Below are 19,950 nucleotides of genomic sequence, written 5' to 3' on the forward strand. Positions count from 1 at the left end.
CCACACCAAAATTTGTAGGGCGGGTGAGCAAGGTGCCACCCGCCGCAGAGCGTTAAAAAACGCGGTTAGATTTTACATGCGCCGCTTTCGCAGCCATCGTCCTGGATGGAAGGCGCCAGGTCGTCTTGCGCATCTTCCGCACCATCGCGGGTGTTCTGATAATAAAGCGTTTTGACACCGAATTTATAGGCGGTGAGCAAATCTTTGAGCAATTGCTGCATCGGTACTTTGCCTGACGGGAAGCGCGTTGGGTCATAGTTGGTGTTGGCAGAGATCGACTGGTCGATAAATTTCTGCATCAGGCCGACTAATTGCAGGTAACCGTCGTTGTTCGGCAGATCCCATAGTAACTCATAGCTTTCTTTCAGCGTTTCGTAATCCGGCACAACCTGGCGCAGGATACCGTCTTTTGACGCTTTAATGCTGATGTGGCCGCGCGGTGGCTCGATGCCGTTAGTCGCGTTGGAAATCTGCGACGAAGTTTCAGATGGCATCAGTGCAGACAGCGTGGAGTTACGCAGGCCGTGAGTTTTAATCGATTCGCGAAGCTGCTCCCAGTCGAGATGCAGCGGTTCGTTGCTGATCGCATCCAGGTCTTTTTTGTACGTGTCGATTGGCAGAATGCCTTTTGCATAGGTGGTTTCGTTGAACCACAGGCAAGGGCCTTGCTCTTTCGCCAGCTCGTTCGATGCTTTCAGCAGGTAATACTGAATCGCTTCGAAGGTTTTGTGCGTCAGGTTATTCGCGCTGCCGTCGGAGTAACGAACGCCGTTTTTCGCCAGGTAGTAGGCGTAGTTAATTACGCCCACGCCCAGGGTACGGCGGCCCATTGCACCGCGTTTCGCAGCGATAATTGGGTAATCCTGATAATCCAGCAGGGCATCCAGCGCACGTACCGCCAGAATTGCCAGCTCTTCCAGCTCATCCAGGCTTTCGATGGCGCCCAGGTTGAATGCAGACAACGTACACAGCGCGATTTCGCCGTCTTCGTCGTTGATGTCATTCATTGGTTTGGTCGGCAGCGCAATTTCCAGGCACAGGTTGGACTGGCGAACGGGTGCGATAGCCGGGTCAAACGGGCTGTGGGTGTTGCAGTGGTCCACGTTCTGAATATAGATACGGCCCGTTGAAGCACGTTCCTGCATCATCAGCGAGAACAGATCAACCGCTTTCACGCGCTGTTTACGGATGCTGTCGTCTTTTTCGTATTTGGTGTAAAGCTTCTCGAACTTCTCCTGATCGGCAAAGAAGGCGTCGTACAGGCCTGGGACGTCAGACGGGCTGAACAGGGTGATGTCTTCGCCTTTCAGCAAACGGGTATACATCAGTTTGTTGATTTGCACGCCGTAATCCATGTGGCGCACGCGGTTGCCTTCAACGCCACGGTTGTTTTTCAGCACCAGCAGGCTTTCAACTTCCAGATGCCACATTGGGTAGAACAGTGTGGCTGCACCGCCACGCACGCCGCCCTGAGAGCAGGATTTCACCGCGGTCTGGAAATGTTTGTAGAACGGAATACAGCCGGTGTGGAACGCTTCACCGCCGCGAATTGGGCTACCCAACGCACGGATACGACCGGCGTTAATGCCGATGCCTGCGCGTTGGGAGACGTATTTCACAATGGCGCTGGAGGTGGCGTTAATTGAATCCAGGCTGTCGCCGCACTCAATCAGAACGCAAGAGCTGAACTGGCGAGTCGGGGTGCGCACGCCGGACATAATCGGCGTAGGCAGGGAAATTTTGAACAGAGAAACCGCATCGTAAAAACGCTTCACGTAGCTCAGGCGGGTTTCACGCGGGTAGCCGGAGAACAGGCACGCAGCGACCAGAATATAAAGGAACTGTGCGCTTTCGTAGATTTCGCCGGTCACACGGTTTTGAACCAGGTATTTGCCTTCAAGCTGTTTTACCGCCGCGTAAGAGAAGCTCATATCGCGGTCGTGGTCGATGTAATCGTCCATCTGCTTGAACTCTTCTTCCGTGTAGTCTTCCAGCAGATGTTGATCGTATTTGCCCATCTCAACCATTTTTACCACATGGTTGTAGAGTTTAGGCGGCTCGAACTCACCGTAGGCTTTTTTACGCAGATGGAATACTGCCAGACGTGCGGCCAGATACTGATAATCAGGCGCTTCGCGAGAGATTAAATCTGCCGCCGCCTTGATGATGGTTTCATGAATGTCAGAAGTTTTGATGCCGTCATAAAACTGGATGTGCGAGCGCAGTTCAACCTGTGAAACGGAAACGTTATTCAGACCTTCAGCGGCCCAATCAAGAACACGATGGATTTTATCCAGATCGATGCGCTCTGTGCGCCCGTCACGTTTTGTAACCAGCAGACTCTGATTCATGTGAGTTTGTACCTGTCCGTGAAATAAAAAAATGCCCTGTTTATCCACAGCTGGCCTCTTGTGGCTAACTTTGTGGATAAATACTATATCTAGGGGTTTGTGGATTACTTAATCACTATATGGTGAGTATTCTAGTAACTAATCGCTTGAGAACAAGTATTGATTTCGTGGCAAAATTGAGGTTGTGACAACGTGGTTTTCGCTAAGTCCACGCCACGTAAGGCTTGTGACAATTGTCAATGGGATGCAAAAAAAATGATATTTTTGATCGGGTGCTGATTTCTTAAACTTAATGGATAAGTGCGCAACTTGATGTTGCGCAAAATCCATAACACTAACCTATGACGAAGCGGTTAATTAACTCTCTGTGTGCAACATATAGTTAACATCAACGCCCGGTGCGAGTTTAAAAGTATTGGTGATTGGATTGAAATGCAGCCCGGTCATGTGGCGTTCGCGCAGTTGAGTTTCATCCACCCAGGCTAATAATTCCGCAGGTTTGATGAATTTTTTCACGTCGTGGGTGCCTTTGGGCACCATGCGCAGAATGTATTCCGCACCGACCACCGCCATCAGCCAGGATTTGCCGTTACGATTAAGCGTGGAGAAAAAGACGTGGCCGCCGGGTTTCACCAGTTTTGCACAGGCTGTGACGACCGATTTCGGATCGGGCACATGCTCCAGCATTTCCATACAGGTCACGACGTCATAGGTTCCGGCAAATTTATCCGCATGCTGCTCAACGGTTTCCTGAACATAATCCACCTGAATCCCGCTTTCCAGCGCATGGAGTTTAGCCACCTGTAGCGGTTCGAATCCCATATCAAGCCCGGTTACGTTGGCTCCTTCGCGCGCCATGCTTTCAGCCAGAATCCCGCCGCCACAGCCGACATCAAGCACCGTTTTACCGAACAAACCGCCCGCACGCTGGTTGATATAGCCCAGGCGCAGGGGGTTAATACGGTGCAGAGGTTTAAATTCGCCTTCTGAATCCCACCAACGCGAGGCAACGGCTTCGAATTTGGCGATTTCATCATGGTCGACGTTCTGGATTACCGGTTGGTTTTCGGCATTCATGGGGCTACTCACTCCTTACGTATTTCGAACGGCGAGTATATCAGCCAATGCCGACGAATAAAGCTCTTAGCAAATGTGTTCTGGTTTCCCCACAGTAGGGCGATTGTGTTATAATTTGCGACCTTTGAATCCGGGACACAGTAGAGGGATAGCGGATACATGAGCGACCTTGCCAGAGAAATTACACCGGTCAACATTGAGGAAGAGCTAAAAAGCTCGTATCTGGATTACGCGATGTCGGTTATTGTCGGCCGCGCACTGCCAGATGTCCGCGATGGACTCAAGCCGGTACACCGTCGCGTACTTTACGCCATGAACGTATTGGGCAATGACTGGAATAAAGCGTATAAAAAATCCGCCCGTGTTGTTGGTGACGTAATCGGTAAATATCACCCGCATGGTGATACCGCTGTATATGACACTATCGTGCGTATGGCGCAGCCATTCTCTTTGCGTTACATGTTGGTAGATGGCCAGGGAAACTTCGGCTCTGTAGACGGTGACTCCGCCGCGGCGATGCGTTATACGGAAATCCGTATGTCGAAAATCGCGCATGAGCTGATGGCCGATCTCGAAAAAGACACGGTAGATTTCGTCGATAACTACGACGGAACCGAACGCATTCCTGATGTTATGCCAACCAAAATTCCTAACCTGCTGGTAAACGGTTCGTCCGGTATCGCGGTAGGTATGGCAACAAACATCCCGCCTCATAACATTACCGAAGTGATCAACGGCTGCCTCGCTTTTATTGAAGACGAGAACATCAGCGTTGAAGGGTTGATGGAACACATCCCAGGCCCGGACTTCCCGACAGCGGCAATCATCAATGGCCGTCGTGGCATTGAAGAAGCGTACCGCACCGGGCGCGGCAAAATTTACATCCGTGCTCGTGCAGAAGTAGAAGCCGATGCTAAAACCGGCCGTGAAACGATCATCGTTCATGAAATTCCGTATCAGGTAAACAAGGCGCGCCTGATCGAGAAAATCGCTGAGCTGGTGAAAGATAAACGCGTTGAAGGCATTAGCGCGCTGCGTGACGAATCTGATAAAGACGGCATGCGTATTGTTATCGAAATCAAGCGCGATGCCGTCGGCGAAGTGGTTCTGAATAATCTTTATTCTCAAACCCAACTTCAAACTTCCTTCGGTATCAACATGGTTGCTCTGCACCAGGGCCAACCAAAGATCATGAACCTGAAAGATATTCTTTCTGCGTTCGTGCGTCACCGTCGTGAAGTGGTTACGCGTCGTACTATTTTCGAACTGCGTAAAGCGCGCGACCGTGCGCATATCCTCGAAGGCCTGGCGATTGCGCTGGCTAATATCGACCCGATCATCGAACTGATTCGTCACTCTCCAAACGCGGCTGAAGCGAAAGCTGGCCTGATTGCGCGTTCATGGGATCTGGGCAACGTTGCGGCCATGCTGGAACGTGCAGGTGATGATGCAGCACGTCCTGAGTGGCTGGAACCAGAATTTGGTATTCGTGATGGTCAATATTTCCTGACCGAGCAACAAGCCCAAGCGATTCTGGATCTGCGTTTGCAGAAACTGACCGGCCTTGAGCATGAAAAACTGCTCGACGAGTATAAAGAGCTGCTGGAGCAGATCGCTGAGTTGCTGCACATTTTGGGCAGCGCTGAACGTCTGATGGAAGTGATCACTGAAGAGTTGGTGGCCATGCGCGATCAGTTTGGCGACAAACGCCGCACTGAAATCACCGCGAACACGGCTGACATCAACATCGAAGATCTGATCAACCAGGAAGACGTGGTTGTGACGCTGTCTCACCAGGGTTATGTGAAGTATCAGCCATTGACTGATTACGAAGCACAGCGCCGTGGCGGTAAAGGCAAATCTGCAGCCCGTATTAAAGATGAAGATTTTATCGATCGCCTGCTGGTGGCCAATACACACGATACCATTCTGCTGTTCTCCAGCCGTGGCCGTCTGTACTGGATGAAAGTTTATCAGTTGCCGGAAGCGAGCCGTGGTGCACGTGGCCGTCCAATTGTTAACCTTCTGCCGCTGGAAGCGAACGAACGTATTACTGCCATTCTGCCAGTGCGTGAATACGCCGAAGGCATCAACGTGTTTATGGCTACCGCGAGCGGTACCGTGAAGAAAACCGCGTTGACCGACTTCAGCCGTCCACGTTCTGCAGGCATTATCGCCGTTAACCTCAACGAGGGTGACGAGCTGATTGGCGTTGATTTGACTGACGGTAGCAACGAAGCGATGTTGTTCTCGGCTGCGGGTAAAGTGGTGCGCTTCAAAGAAGACGCCGTTCGTACCATGGGCCGTACTGCAACAGGTGTTCGCGGTATCAAACTGGCGGGTGAAGATAAAGTCGTTTCCCTGATCATTCCGCGCGGCGAAGGGTCTATCCTGACCGTTACGCAGAATGGCTACGGTAAACGTACCGCTGCTGAAGAGTATCCGACCAAGTCGCGTGCAACTCAGGGCGTTATCTCCATTAAAGTGACCGAGCGTAACGGCAGCGTCGTTGGTGCGGTTCAGGTGGAAGATACCGACCAGATTATGATGATCACCGATGCCGGTACTCTGGTTCGTACTCGCGTTTCTGAAGTGAGCGTCGTTGGTCGTAATACTCAGGGTGTTATCCTCATCCGTACCGCGGAAGATGAAAACGTTGTGGGTCTGCAACGTGTTGCAGAGCCGGTTGACGAAGAAGAACTGGATGCTATCGACGGCACCGTTGCGGAAGGTGATGACGACATCGCACCAGAAGCGGAAAGTGATGAAAATACCGACGATGCAGCAGACGACGAAGCGGACGAATAATCCGAAAGTTGTCGTCTGATATGAGCCATCCAGGTTGATACTTTCAACCCTTAAAACGCCCGACGCATTCATTGCGTCGGGCGTTTTGTATTTTAATACCCTGTACTATTCTGATGAATGAAAGTCAGGTGAATTCAAGATTCAATTAACAAGGCGAAACAATGGCTATTCCTGAAAAGTATGAAAGTGTAGAGCGCTGGGCATTCGGCGATACCGAGCGCCAGGCGGATGAACTGGTCAAGCTGGTGCTTGATGGGGTGAAAACCGCAACCTGCTCCAATCTGGACGGGGAAGGCATTGCGCAGCCGGGTGATATTTTTGTGGTAGTCGATGGCAAGAATGAACCGGTTTGCGCGATTGAGCTGACCAAAGTGGATATGAGCACTTACGATCAAGTAGACGAAGCCCACGCGTTGGCAGAAGGGGAAGGCGACAAAACCCTGGCTTACTGGCGTCGTGAGCATAAGCGCTTTTTTGAAGAGTACGATCTGTTTTCCCCGGACATGACGCTGGTGCTGATGCATTTCAAGGTCATCGAAAAGTTCTGATTTCATCTATAACGTCGATTTCGTCAGTCGGGTAAGCGCGGCGCTTCCCGACATTAACTTGACGTTCAAGACGATAGCCACACATCCTTTGCCGTTGCGGGCTGCCATTTTTGCGGCTACCTTAACGGCATCCAAAGTTTTACACTTCTATAACCAGGCTCAATTTGAAATATCTTGTCTCTTTTCGCACCACACTCAAAGTCTCCCGCTATCTGTTTCGGGCGCTGGCTTTATTGCTTTGGCTGCTGATTGCGCTCTTTTCGGTTTTCTATATTGTTAATGCGCTCCACGAAAAAGAGTCAGAAATTCGTCAGGAATTTAATATCAGCTTCGACCAGGCGCAGCGCTATATTCAGCGCACGTCTGATGTGGTGAAAGAGCTCAAGTACATTGCGGAAAATCGTCTTACGGCGGCGAACGGCGTGCTGCCGACCATGGAAAATGACGACAACAAAATTGACCCACCGAGTTTTATGCCGCTGTTCCCGGATTCCGACTGTTCTGCGGTAAGCACCTCCTGGCGCTCTTCGTTGCAATCCCTTGCGTGGTTTTTACGCTACTGGCGAGACAACTTTTCTGCGGCCTACGATCTCAACCGCGTCTTCTTGATTGGCGGTGACAACCTATGTATGGCGGATTTCGGCCTGCGTGAAATGCCGCTTGAGCGTGAAAAAGCGCTAAAAACGCTGCATGAGCGCATTTTAAAATACCGTAACGCACCGCAGGAAGAACGCAGCAACAGTATTTACTGGATTGGCCAGGGGGCGCGTCCGGGCGTGGGTTACTTCTATACGCTGACGCCGGTTTATCTGGCTAACCGCTTGCAGGCGCTGCTGGGCGTCGAGCAAACCATCCGTATGGAAAACTTCCTGTCGCCGGGCTCAATGCCTATCGGCGTTACGATTCTGGATGAAAACAGCCATCCGCTGATTTCACTGACCGGGCCGGAAACACGCATTCAGCCAGATGATAAGTGGCTGCAGGAGCGTTCGTGGTTTGGTTACACATCAGGCTTCAAGCAGTTCATCCTCAAGAAAAGTTTACCGCCTTCATCAATGAGCGTGGTCTACTCCGTGCCGGTGGATATGGTGCTGGAGCGCATTCGCATGCTCATCCTTAACGCCGTGCTGTTAAACATCCTGGTTGGCGCGCTGCTGTTTACCCTGGCGCGAATGTATGAGAAACGGATATTTATTCCGGCAGAAAATGACGCACAGCGTCTGGAAGAGCATGAGCAGTTCAACCGTAAAATTGTTGCCTCTGCGCCGGTCGGGATCTGCATTCTGCGCACTCAGGACGGCACCAACATTCTGAGTAATGAACTGGCGCACAATTACCTCAATATGCTGACTCACGAAGACCGGCAGCGCCTGACGCAAATCATCTGCGGGCAGCAGGTTAACTTCGTTGATGTCCTGACCAGCAGCCATACCAACCTGCAGATTAGCTTTGTCCATTCGCGTTATCGCAATGAAAACGTGGCGATCTGTGTGCTGGTGGATGTGAGCGCGCGCGTCAAAATGGAAGAGTCGCTCCAGGAGATGGCGCAGGCATCTGAGCAGGCGAGTCAGTCAAAATCCATGTTCCTTGCTACGGTGAGCCACGAGCTACGGACTCCGCTTTACGGGATTATTGGTAACCTGGATTTATTGCAAACCAAAGAGCTGCCAAAAGGGGTCGATCGTCTGGTCACGGCGATGAACAACTCTTCAAGCCTGTTGCTGAAAATTATCAGCGATATTCTCGATTTCTCGAAAATTGAATCTGAGCAGTTAAAAATTGAGCCGCGTGAGTTCTCCCCGCGTGAAGTCATGAGCCACATTACGGCGAACTATTTGCCGCTGGTGGTGCGTAAACAACTTGGCCTGTACTGCTTTATCGAGCCTGATGTGCCGCTGACGCTGCAAGGCGACCCGATGCGCCTGCAGCAGGTGATTTCTAACCTGCTCAGTAACGCGATTAAATTTACCGATATTGGCTGCATCATTCTCCATGTCAGCGTCGAAGGGGATTATCTCTCCCTGCGCGTGCGCGACACGGGGGTGGGGATCCCGGCCAAAGAAGTGACGCGATTGTTCGACCCGTTCTTCCAGGTCGGTACCGGCGTGCAGCACAACTTCCAGGGCACCGGGCTGGGGCTTGCTATTTGCGAGAAGCTCATCAGCATGATGGACGGTGATATTTCCGTGGATACTGAAGTGGGAATGGGTAGCCAGTTCACTATTCGTATTCCTTTATATAGTGCGAATTACGCCGAGCAATCCCAAGTGGAAGGGCTGATGAATAAGCGCTGCTGGTTGGCGGTGCGTAATGCTTCCCTGAGCAAATATCTTGAGTCGTTGCTTGTCAGAAATCATTTTGATGTTCAGCCATATCATGGCGAAACGCCTGATAGCGATGATATTTTAATTACCGATGATGATCTGGAAAAAGCCTGGGAAGGGCGCGCGGCCATTATTTTCTGCCGCCGCCATATCGGTATTCCTGTTGAAGCCTCCCCTGGCTGCTGGCTGCATAGCCTTGCGGCCCCGCATGATTTATTGCTGTTATTGGGTCGCATCTACAGCGTTACGGTGACTTTACCGGGCACGGATTCCGCAACACCTGTGCCGTCTGGCAGCAATGAGCGCAACGATGACATGATGATCCTTGTGGTTGACGATCATCCAATTAACCGACGTTTGCTGGCAGATCAGTTGGGATCGTTAGGGTATCAGTGTAAGACGGCAAACGACGGCGTTGATGCGCTCAATGTGCTGAGTAAAAATCATATTGATATTGTGCTTAGCGATGTCAACATGCCGAATATGGATGGCTATCGCCTGACACAACGTATTCGCCAGCTAGGTTTGACGCTGCCGGTTGTCGGCGTGACGGCGAATGCGCTGGCCGAAGAGAAACAGCGTTGCCTGGAGTCGGGAATGGATAGCTGCCTGTCGAAGCCAGTAACGTTGGATATTCTTAAAACGACAGTGGAAATTTACGCGGCCAGGGTGCGCAAGAGCAGGGGATAACTAATGGTGGATGTCGCTTACGCTAATCCACCCTACAACGGCTTTGTAGATCGGGTAAGCATAAGCGCCACCCGACATTAGCGGTTACTCTTTATCGGCTGGAGACAGGCTCACCGATGAAAGGTAATTCAGCAGAGCGATGTCGTTCTCAACACCCAATTTCATCATGGCTGATTTTTTCTGGCTGCTGATAGTTTTAATGCTGCGGTTCAGTTTACGGGCAATTTCAGTCACCAGGAAACCTTCTGCAAACAGGCGCAGCACTTCGCTCTCTTTAGGAGACAAACGCTTGTCGCCGTAGCCGCCAGCGCTGATTTTTTCCAGCAGGCGAGAAACGCTTTCAGGGGTGAATTTTTTGCCTTTCTGCAAGGCAGCCAGCGCTTTTGGTAAGTCGGTTGGCGCACCTTGCTTCAGTACAATCCCTTCGATATCCAGTTCCAACACCGCGCTCAAAATAGCCGGGTTGTTGTTCATCGTCAGAACGATGATCGAAATATTCGGGAAGTGACGCTTGATGTATTTGATAAGCGTAATGCCGTCGCCGTATTTGTCGCCAGGCATTGAGAGATCGGTTATCAAAACATGGGCATCAAGTTTTGGCAGATTATTGATAAGCGCTGTGGAATCTTCAAACTCGCCGACAACATTCACCCACTCGATTTGCTCGAGAGATTTACGAATGCCGAACAGGACAATCGGATGGTCGTCGGCAATAATTACGTTCATACTGTTCATGTAATAGGCTACCTTGCTACAGCAAACTCTTGACGTAAGCGTCAATATCGCTGGTATATTTTTGTATGTTGGTAGCATCACTTTCACGAATGTGATGCTCTAACGTTTCACATAACTGCTTGCCGGGTACCAGATTGAGCATTGCAAACACCCCTTTCAAGCGGTGAGCTGTTTGCGCTAACGCTGCGAAATCATGCGCCGCAGATTCAGTATACAATCTCCTAACATCTTCCGGTACTGTGTCAACAAACAGTGCGTAATAGCCACTGGCATGAAGCTGTGCATTTTCATCGCCACCTAACGGTGATTCTGAAGTTCCTTCTTGCGCCAGTTGCTCTTCTATCAGCTGTAGCACCGCATCCTGCATGGCATTACTGATATTAAAATTAACGCGGAACTGGCCTGGGCCAAGTTTACGCATTCCGTTCTCATCATCGCTTAAAAGCAACCCATAAGATGTAAGATTAGACGGATTATCTGTCAGGAAGATATCAAACTCTTGACTTGCCAGTCTTTCATCCGGGGTGATGCACTGTGCCCCCCAGTTTTCCAGCAGGCGAGTGACGATATTTCGTACTTCATTCGAGGTAATATCAATCATCGCTACCACATCATCCAGCAGTTTTTCTTCCTGCTCTTCCTGCTGGGGTTCCGCCGTCATTTTGATGTGCAGATTGTAGCGAGTGCCAATTTCTTCACGGGTTTTGATATTAAGATGACCACCCAATTTGCGAGAAAGCTGGTCGCATAAATAGAATGTTAAACCGTTAGCTTTCCCGTAACGATCTTCCTGGGTTTCGTTCAGGAACGGGAAGTGGAGATTATCAACTTCACCGCTGCTAATACCTTCTCCGGTGTCCAGAATACGGAACAGCAGGCGGTCCGGGCCCGACTCTTCTTCGGTAATATCAAGAGTGATTTTGCCAATCTGTGTGGTTGTCACCGAATAGTGCAGTAACAACAGCAGCACTTTACGCAGCGCTTCTCTGTCGCCGTGGCGCTCTTCATCGGCCGCCAGGTGATTATTGATTAACAACTGCAAACCCTTACGTTTAATAACCGGCAGCATTTCAAGCGCCACTTCATCAATCAGGGGTTGAATGGCGAATTTCGTGGCGTGGGTTTTCCAGGTGTCAGACTCCAGCATATTCAGCAGTTGAATCTCATCCACCAGGCGCACTATCGTTTGGGCTTCATTGGCGACCGCACGCGCTTCCGGTGTATTGAGCGCGCTGGCGTGTTCGGCGATATTTTTCACCGGTAGCTGTAGCGCTTCGCCAATATGCTGCATGAATGTCACACGCCCTTGCTGATTTTTTTCATACAGGCGCTGAGCTTGCTTGAGCTTTTTGTTTACCAGAATCTCGCGATCCTGATCGCGAATCACGAAGATCTGCGTGCGCGGCGCAATCTGGCTACGGAACTGGCGGATCTCATATAGCTCGTTGTTAATCGTCGCCTGGATAACGCCCTGATGCTGATCGGCCATCGCAATAATGTTTTGAAGATTCAGGTGCGGCAGGAGATGGTCGGCAATTTTGTTGCTGATAACCGTGCGGTTTGAATCCAGGTCATGCACCAACAGCCCCAGCGGCAGTTGGGCAACAATCTCTTCATTTAATGCGCGTAAGATTTGCAACTCGCCGTTGCCAGTTTGTACCTCGGCTGGGCGCGCTGTCTGTTGACGAAATGTGGTGAAGCCAAAAAAAGCGAGCGCCAGAAGGCCGATATTGAGCAACAGCGGCAGCAAAATGTTCTGCAACGTATCCATCAGCAGCGTGCCAAGCGGCACTTGCCACGCCAGGCGCAGATTCGTGGAAGCAAGAGGGGAGGCGATTTCAATTTTTGCACCATTAAAATTAATGGTGACGCTATCCGCGCCCTCTTTTTCCGAAACGTTGCCCGGTAACTGCGCGTCATTATTTTCCAGACGGAAACTGTCCAGCGGCATGCCAGGAGGAATCAAGTCATTGATGGGTAGATCAAACGCGACGACGGTTGCCAGGTGACCCGGCTGGTTAAACGTGGTGCGTAACGTGAAGTAGTGGCCGTTTTGCCAGGCGAGTTGGCGCAATGGAGAAAAGCTTTCGCGTTCATCCAGCGCGTTTGCCTGCTGAAGCATTTCTGCACGGCGGGAGTCGACGATTGAACCAACGCCACTCTCTTTAAGCCCGGAGGAGAGATCTTTAAGCGGCAACGTTGAAACCAGGATCATGCTGTTGTCCTGGCCGTTTAAGTAATACATCGACCACGGGCTGTTTTCGGCACCCCACAGCGTATCGAGATAGGTTGAGATACGTTGTGTCATATCCAGCGTTGAGCTGTCGTGAGAGCCAAAAATCAGCGCTTCCGTTTTACGACGCGTTTTTTCTAAATAGTAAACATCCTGGCGCAGGCGAGTCTCTTGCAAACCGTCGCTTGCCGGTGTCGTAGACACGGCGATGTTGTCATAAATTTGCCAGGTCGCGTAACGGTAGCTATCGATTCTTTTATGCAGCGCATGGGTGATATCCACCACCTGGTAGCTTTTGCCTTTCAGCCAGGTGTTGACGGCGCTTTGTACCATAACACCCATAGCGACCAGTAACACGACGATCAATAGTAGAAAGAAGCGCGTGATATTGCCGGGGATAAGCGAAAATTTATTAGGGATCATACTGTCTGACTGACTCATTGTTAGCGCGCAACCCGGCGAGCATTCGCCACTTAAAAAAATCCACTGCACTGCTATGCCAGCAGGCAGGCGTCCAGGCTGTTAGTAAACACACCAACTTGCCCTGGTAAGAATACCTGCAACGTGCGTTGGCGTCATCGTCTTCGCAGGTAAAACCCCACGAGTATAATTCGAAATCGCTACATTTCCAGGTTGTTGATAATTAGCAAAAATAACGCCGTCTAATCGTATGTATTTCATTCAGTGCTATGGGTTATTTTTGTACAAAATAATTTTTGCTGTACAACTATTTTTCTGGAATGAGAGTCTATTTAGATTTTCTTTTTTGAGAAAGTTCCCGGTTCGCTTTCAGGAAAGCATGACAAGAAAAAAGGAAATTTCTTAATAGTCATTACTATTTAGGTGGGAGTAGCACAAAATGATTAAAGTTACGTAAAGAAGCGTAAAAAAAACCGGATGCAAGCATCCGGTCCAAATAGGGGTAAACAGACATTCAGAATTGAATGACGGTAATAAATAAAGTTAATGATGATAGCGGGATGTATTTTATATATAAATCAGAGATATGTTTTGTCATTCAGTGCTACTGGCATTATGTTTTCGTATCTTATTGATTTATTGTTATGTTTTAATTTTTTTGATTATTAGTGCTTATATTATTGTCTTTTTGTGCGGAAAAAAGTTCCATAAAATTAACATTCTGAAACATGTATATGGATAAATGAAACATCTCTAGGCTTTTGGTATCATATTCGGATTGGATTAATCTGTATTTGTTTCGGACAATGAGTTTGCCGACTGATTAGAAAATTAATCAGTAAGCAGTGGCATATAAAAAGGCATATAACAGAGGGTTAATAACATGAAAGTTAAAGTACTGTCCCTCCTGGTTCCAGCATTGCTGGTAGCAGGCACCGCTCATGCGGCCGAAATTTATAACAAAGACGGCAACAAATTAGATCTGTACGGTAAAGTAGATGGTTTACATTACTTTTCTGATGACAAAGGTTCTGACGGTGATCAGTCTTATGTTCGTATCGGTTTCAAAGGTGAAACCCAGGTAAATGACCAACTGACCGGTTACGGCCAGTGGGAATACAACGTTCAGGCAAACGATACTGAAAGCAGCTCCGACCAGGCGTGGACGCGTGTTGGTTTCGCCGGTATTCGCGTTGCTGATGCAGGTTCCTTCGACTACGGTCGTAACTACGGCGTAGTTTACGATGTCGCATCCTGGACCGACGTTCTGCCTGAGTTCGGCGGTGACACCTACGGTGCTGATAACTTCATGTTCAGCCGTGCTAATGGCGTTGCAACTTACCGTAACACCGATTTCTTCGGTCTGGTTGACGGCCTGAACTTCGCTGTTCAGTACCAGGGTAAAAACGGCAGCACCTCTGGTGAAGACTTCACCGGTCGTAGCGTTCTGAAACAGAACGGTGACGGCTACGGTATGTCCTTAACTTATGATTTGGGCGAAGGCTTCAGTGCTGGTGCGGCAATGGCTTCTTCCAAACGTACTGCTGACCAGAACAACGAAACAGGTATCTACGGTAACGGTGATCGCGCTGACGCTTACACCGGTGGTCTGAAATATGACGCCAACAATATCTACCTGGCAGCTCAGTACACCCAAACTTACAACGCAACCCGCTTCGGTGGCTCTGGTCGTTCAGCTGATGATGCTTACGGTTTTGCTGACAAAGCGCAGAACTTTGAAGTTGTTGCCCAGTACCAGTTCGACTTCGGTCTGCGTCCATCCGTTGCTTACCTGCAATCTAAGGGCAAAGATATCAGCAACGGCATTAACAACTATGGCGACCAGGATCTGCTGAAGTATGTTGATGTGGGCGCGACTTACTACTTCAACAAAAACATGTCCACCTATGTTGATTACAAAATCAACCTGCTGGATGAAAACGAGTTTACCCGCGCAGCCGGTATCTCTACCGATGACATCGTAGGTGTTGGTCTGGTTTACCAGTTCTAATATCTGCTGTTGTAATCAAAGTGAAAGGCGCCTCAGGGCGCCTTTTTTACGTCTGAACCCTCAACAACACTTCACTTTTAACCACATTTTTTGCCAGTTGGTGTACCCTTTTGCGCTCGAACAGGAGAGAGAAACAATGGACTTACGATTATTACGCTATGGCCTGTTTGCCATAGTCGTGGGCGCGTTAGCGGGCTGTGATAACCCAACGGCGAAAAGCAGCGCGGGGATGGTGCTGGAAGGTAAAACCATGGGCACCTACTGGCGTGCAAGCCTTGCAGGCGTTGACAACGCACGGCAGGCAGAACTGCGCGAAAAAATCCAGGCGCAGCTCGATGGCGACGATCGCTTGTTATCGACCTACAAAAAAGATTCTGCATTATCCCGCTTCAACCAGTCTACTTCGACGGAACCGTATCCGGTTACTGAGGCGATGAGCGATATTGTCACCATGGCTTTGCGCATTGGCGCGAAAACAGACGGCGCGATGGATATCACCGTTGGCCCGCTGGTGAATCTCTGGGGTTTTGGCCCGGATAAACAACCGATTAAAACCCCTGATCAGGCACAAATCGACGCCGCGAAAGCCTTAACCGGTTTGCATCATCTGACGGTAATAAACCAGGCTGGAAAGCAGTGGTTGCAGAAAGATCTTCCCCGTTTGTATGTTGATCTCTCCACTATGGGCGAGGGTTACGCTGCGGATCATCTGGCGCGTTTGATGGAACAAAACGGGATCAGCCGTTATCTGGTTTCAGTGGGCGGAGCCGTGGTCACGCGTGGCACCAATCCAGAAGGTAAAGCCTGGCGCGTTGCCATTCAGAAACCGACCGATCGTGAAAATGCGGTGCAAGCGGTTGTAGATCTCAACGGGCATGGCATCAGCACTTCTGGAAGTTATCGTAACTATTACGAGCTGGATGGAAAACGCCTCTCGCATGTGATTGATCCGCAAACCGGCCAGCCCATTCAGCACAAACTGGTTTCCGCGACGGTGATTGCTCCGACCGCGATGGAAGCCGATGGCTGGGATACCGGGCTTATGGTGCTGGGCACTGAGAAAGCCAAACAGGTTGCGCAAAAAGAGGGCCTGGCGGTCTATTTGATCACCAAAGAAGGTGACAGCTTTACGACGTGGATGTCCCCGCAGTTTAAAACCTTCCTGTTAAGCGAGTAAAATTAGAAAGCAAGATTGCGGGTTTCTCTTCGCGGTGAAGCTGTCAAAGTCATATCGTGACAGCAAAATAAAGGAGCCAGTCATGAAAGATTTTTTTGACAATGCCACCGATGAAAGCCGCTGGCAGGCCGTGGAAACCCGCGATAGTCGCGCAGACGGGCAGTTTATTTTTGCGGTGAAAACCACCGGAATTTGCTGCCGTCCTTCCTGCAGCGCACGCCACCCGTTACGCAAAAATGTGCTCTTCTTTAAAACCTTAGCAGCGGCAATCGACGCCGGTTTTCGCCCATGCAAGCGCTGCCAGCCAGACAAACTTGTCCCTGAGCAGCAGCGTATCGACCGCATTACCCAGGCCTGCCGCCTCATCGAAAGTAGCAGTGAGCCGATTGTTCTGGCGCGTTTAGCCGCGCAAGTTGCCATGAGTCCCTTTCATTTTCACCGCCTTTTTAAACAGGTCACAGGGTTAACGCCCCACGCCTGGCAAAAAGCACTGCGGGCAAAACGCCTGCGCGAGCAATTGACGCAAGGTGATCTGGTCACGCGCGCCATTTTCGATGCGGGTTATCAATCCGGGAGCAATTTCTACCAGCAAGCGAATGAAGTGTTAGGGATGACGGCGAAGCAATACCGGCAGGGGGGCGAACGCACAGTGATTCAGTTTGTGACGGGTTCTTGTTGGCTGGGGGAATTTCTGGTCGCCCGCAGCGAGCGGGGAATTTGCGCCATACTATTAGGGAATGATGCGCAAGAACTGGGCCACGAACTGGAAACGCTGTTCCCGCACTCTTCGCTCATGACGGGCGACGAACAGTTTGCCCAAAGCGTGGCGCAGGTGGTGAGCTTCCTTGAACATCCATGCGAGCATTTCTCTTTGCCGCTGGACATCCAGGGAACCGCGTTTCAACAGCAAGTCTGGCAGGCACTGCGTGATATTCCTGCCGGGCAGACCGCCAGCTACAGTGATATTGCCCAACGCATTGGCAAACCGCAGGCGGTTCGCGCCGTAGCGGGGGCTTGTGCGGCAAACAAACTGGCGGTGATTATTCCCTGCCACCGTGTTGTACGTAACGACGGTGCAATTTCGGGTTACCGTTGGGGCGTGGAACGTAAACGTCAACTTCTTGAAATAGAGGCCAAACTGCAGGAGGAGTAATGCTCGATTTATTTGCCGATGAAGCACCGTGGATTGAGCCGCTGGCGGATGGGGCAGTGATCCTGCGTCGTTTTGCCAGTGCCGATGCGCAGGCATTGATCGCTCAAATTTCGGAACTCGCCGCAGCTTCCCCGTTTCGCCAGATGGTCACACCCGGCGGGTACACCATGTCCGTGGCGATGACCAACTGTGGGGAAGTCGGCTGGACAACCGATCATCACGGTTATCTCTATTCGCCGATTGACCCGCTCACTTCGCAGCCCTGGCCCGCTATGCCCACTCTTTTCAGAACGCTATCCGATGGAGCCTCTAAAGCTGCCGGGTACGCTGATTTTACCCCTGACGCCTGCCTGATTAACCGCTACGCATCGGGAGCCAAACTTTCGCTGCACCAGGATAAAGACGAGCTAAATCTACAGCAGCCGATCGTCTCCGTTTCTCTGGGCTTACCGGCGGTGTTTCAGTTTGGCGGCCTTAAACGCAACGATCCGCTTAAAAAAGTGATGCTCGAACACGGCGACGTAGTGGTATGGGGTGGGCCTTCAAGGCTGTTTTATCATGGGATTTTACCGCTCAAATCGGGCCACCATTCCGCCACCGGCGAATACCGCTTTAATCTGACGTTCCGTCATACTCGCTAACACGAATATAAATAAGAATTATTCTTGCTCTGGAACAATAGCCGTTTAAACTGCTCGCTGTTTTCGATTGACGGGTAGTGAGTAATGGAACTTTTGCGTGTGGTTTACCGGCAGTATCGCTGGCCTTTCTTAATGGTGATGGCACTCAGCCTGCTTAGTGCGGCACTGGGTATTGGCCTAATCGCCTTTATTAATCTGCGACTGATCGAAACGCCGGATATTTCCCTTTCGGTACTGCCCGAATTTCTCGGCTTGCTGCTGTTATTAATGGCGGTGACGCTCGGCTCACAGTTGGCGCTGACGACGCTTGGGCACCATTTTGTCTTCCGTCTGCGCAGCGAATTTATTAAACGCCTGATGGATACACACGTTGAGCGTGTCGAACAGCTCGGCAGCGCAGCGCTGCTGGCCGGTTTAACCAGTGACGTACGCAATATTACCATTGCCTTTGTGCGCCTGCCGGAGCTGGTTCAGGGCATTATTCTGACCTTCGGCTCAGCGGCCTACCTGGCGTGGTTATCGCCAAAAATGCTCGGCGTAACGGCGATTTGGGTCGCGGTAACTATCCTCGGCGGTTACCTGCTGGTGGCGCGTGTCTATAAACACCTGGCGCACCTGCGTGAAGTTGAAGACCAACTCTATAACGATTATCAGACCGTCATTGAAGGGCGCAAAGAGCTGGCGTTAAACCGCGAACGTGCGGAGCGTGTGTATGATGACATCTATATTCCCCACGCCACGGATTACCGCAGCCATATCATTCGTGCCGATACCTTCCACCTGAGCGCGGTGAACTGGTCGAACATTATGATGCTTGGCGTTATCGGCCTGGTATTCTGGATGGCAAACAGCCTCGGGTGGTCAGATACCAACGTCGCGGCGACCTTTTCCCTGACGCTGCTGTTTTTACGTACGCCGCTGCTGTCGGCGGTGGGTGCGTTACCGACTTTGCTCACCGCTCAGGTGGCGTTTAACAAACTCAACAAGTTCCACCTCGCACCGTACGATGCGCAATTCCCACGCAGTAAAGAGCCAGCCCGTTGGCAAACGCTTGAAATGCGCGATGTGGTGTTCCAGTACGGGGACAACACCTTCTCCGTGGGCCCGCTGAATCTCAAAATTGAGCGTGGCGAATTGCTCTTTCTGATTGGCGGAAACGGTAGCGGCAAATCCACCATGGCGATGTTGCTTACCGGGCTTTACCAGCCGGTATCCGGCGCTATCTATCTGGATGGTAAAAAGATTGATGCCAGTAATCAGGATGACTACCGCAAACTGTTTTCTGCGGTGTTTACCGATGTCTGGCTGTTTGACAGACTGCTTGGCCCGCAAGGGGAACAGGCGAATCCAGAGCTGGTTGCCACCTGGCTTGAACGCCTGAAAATGGGTAACAAACTGGAGCTGGAAAACGGCACCATTCTCAATCTGAAATTGTCCAAAGGTCAGCGTAAACGAGTGGCATTACTGCTGGCGCTGGCGGAAGAGCGCGACATTATTTTGTTAGATGAATGGGCGGCCGACCAGGATCCCCATTTCCGCCGCGAGTTCTACCAGACGCTGCTGCCGCTTATGCAGCAAATGGGCAAAACCATTTTTGCGATCAGCCATGACGATCACTACTTTATTCATGCCGACAGGTTGCTGGAGATGAACCAGGGGCAGTTAAGCGAACTGACGGGCCTTGAGCGAGAAAGTGCATCCAGAGATGCGGTGGCCCGAACCGGAAGCTAATCCCGGCAGTATCACATTAACCTGGCAACCCATTCACCTATCAATGCCTGC

General features: G+C 50.7%; 12 protein-coding genes. 8 read left to right on the plus strand and 4 right to left on the minus strand.

All coding sequences use genetic code 11. The annotated features are described in order from the left end of the window. Positions 1-65 precede the first annotated feature (65 nt). Positions 66-2,351, minus strand: coding sequence for a class 1a ribonucleoside-diphosphate reductase subunit alpha (nrdA, locus tag AB1E22_RS15705; protein ID WP_367596164.1), 2,286 nt, complete (start codon positions 2,349-2,351; stop codon positions 66-68). A 357-nt stretch (positions 2,352-2,708) separates the two neighbouring features. Next, positions 2,709-3,428, minus strand: a complete 720-nt coding sequence (gene ubiG, locus AB1E22_RS15710; RefSeq protein WP_367596165.1) for a bifunctional 2-polyprenyl-6-hydroxyphenol methylase/3-demethylubiquinol 3-O-methyltransferase UbiG — start codon at positions 3,426-3,428, stop codon at positions 2,709-2,711. Positions 3,429-3,587: 159 nt separating this feature from the next. On the opposite strand from ubiG, the gene gyrA reads away from it, so the two are divergent. From gyrA to rcsC, 3 genes are all read left to right on the plus strand, one after another. Continuing rightward, a complete protein-coding gene (gyrA, locus tag AB1E22_RS15715) occupies positions 3,588-6,236 on the plus strand; it encodes a DNA topoisomerase (ATP-hydrolyzing) subunit A (RefSeq protein ID WP_367596166.1) in 2,649 nt (882 codons plus the stop codon). A gap of 161 nt (positions 6,237-6,397) precedes the next feature. Continuing rightward, positions 6,398-6,784 (plus strand): ASCH domain-containing protein, encoded by a 387-nt coding sequence (locus AB1E22_RS15720; RefSeq protein ID WP_367596167.1) that lies wholly within the window; start codon positions 6,398-6,400, stop codon positions 6,782-6,784. A 164-nt stretch (positions 6,785-6,948) separates the two neighbouring features. Then, positions 6,949-9,798 carry a two-component system sensor histidine kinase RcsC gene (gene rcsC, locus AB1E22_RS15725; RefSeq protein ID WP_367596168.1) on the plus strand — a complete coding sequence of 950 codons (2,850 nt, stop codon included), beginning with the start codon at positions 6,949-6,951 and terminating at the stop codon, positions 9,796-9,798. Between the two features lie 84 nt (positions 9,799-9,882). Here the strand turns inward: rcsC and rcsB are convergent, their stop codons facing one another. After that, complete coding sequence (gene rcsB, locus AB1E22_RS15730) at positions 9,883-10,533, minus strand: response regulator transcription factor RcsB (RefSeq protein WP_034494092.1); 651 nt, start codon at positions 10,531-10,533, stop codon at positions 9,883-9,885. 16 nt (positions 10,534-10,549) lie between these two features. Next, positions 10,550-13,207: a phosphotransferase RcsD gene (rcsD, locus tag AB1E22_RS15735; protein ID WP_367596169.1), complete on the minus strand. Its 2,658-nt coding sequence runs from the start codon at positions 13,205-13,207 to the stop codon at positions 10,550-10,552. Between the two features lie 862 nt (positions 13,208-14,069). Here rcsD and AB1E22_RS15740 point away from each other — a divergent pair. The 5 genes from AB1E22_RS15740 to AB1E22_RS15760 all read left to right on the plus strand — a co-directional run bounded on the left by AB1E22_RS15740 (position 14,070) and on the right by AB1E22_RS15760 (position 19,899). Then, positions 14,070-15,197 (plus strand): porin OmpC, encoded by a 1,128-nt coding sequence (locus AB1E22_RS15740; protein ID WP_367596170.1) that lies wholly within the window; start codon positions 14,070-14,072, stop codon positions 15,195-15,197. A 136-nt stretch (positions 15,198-15,333) separates the two neighbouring features. After that, positions 15,334-16,374: an FAD:protein FMN transferase ApbE gene (gene apbE / locus AB1E22_RS15745; RefSeq protein ID WP_367596171.1), complete on the plus strand. Its 1,041-nt coding sequence runs from the start codon at positions 15,334-15,336 to the stop codon at positions 16,372-16,374. Between the two features lie 82 nt (positions 16,375-16,456). Then, positions 16,457-17,527, plus strand: coding sequence for a bifunctional DNA-binding transcriptional regulator/O6-methylguanine-DNA methyltransferase Ada (gene ada, locus AB1E22_RS15750; protein WP_367596172.1), 1,071 nt, complete (start codon positions 16,457-16,459; stop codon positions 17,525-17,527). Further along, on the plus strand, positions 17,527-18,168 hold the full coding sequence (alkB, locus tag AB1E22_RS15755; RefSeq protein WP_367596173.1) for a DNA oxidative demethylase AlkB: 642 nt from the start codon (positions 17,527-17,529) through the stop codon (positions 18,166-18,168). Before ada ends, alkB begins: the two co-directional genes overlap by 1 nt. A gap of 84 nt (positions 18,169-18,252) precedes the next feature. Further along, a complete protein-coding gene (locus tag AB1E22_RS15760; RefSeq protein ID WP_367596174.1) occupies positions 18,253-19,899 on the plus strand; it encodes a multidrug ABC transporter permease/ATP-binding protein in 1,647 nt (548 codons plus the stop codon). Positions 19,900-19,950 lie beyond the last annotated feature (51 nt).

The sequence above is a fragment of the Buttiauxella gaviniae genome, assembly GCF_040786275.1.
Classification (GTDB): Bacteria; Pseudomonadota; Gammaproteobacteria; order Enterobacterales; family Enterobacteriaceae; genus Buttiauxella; species Buttiauxella gaviniae_A.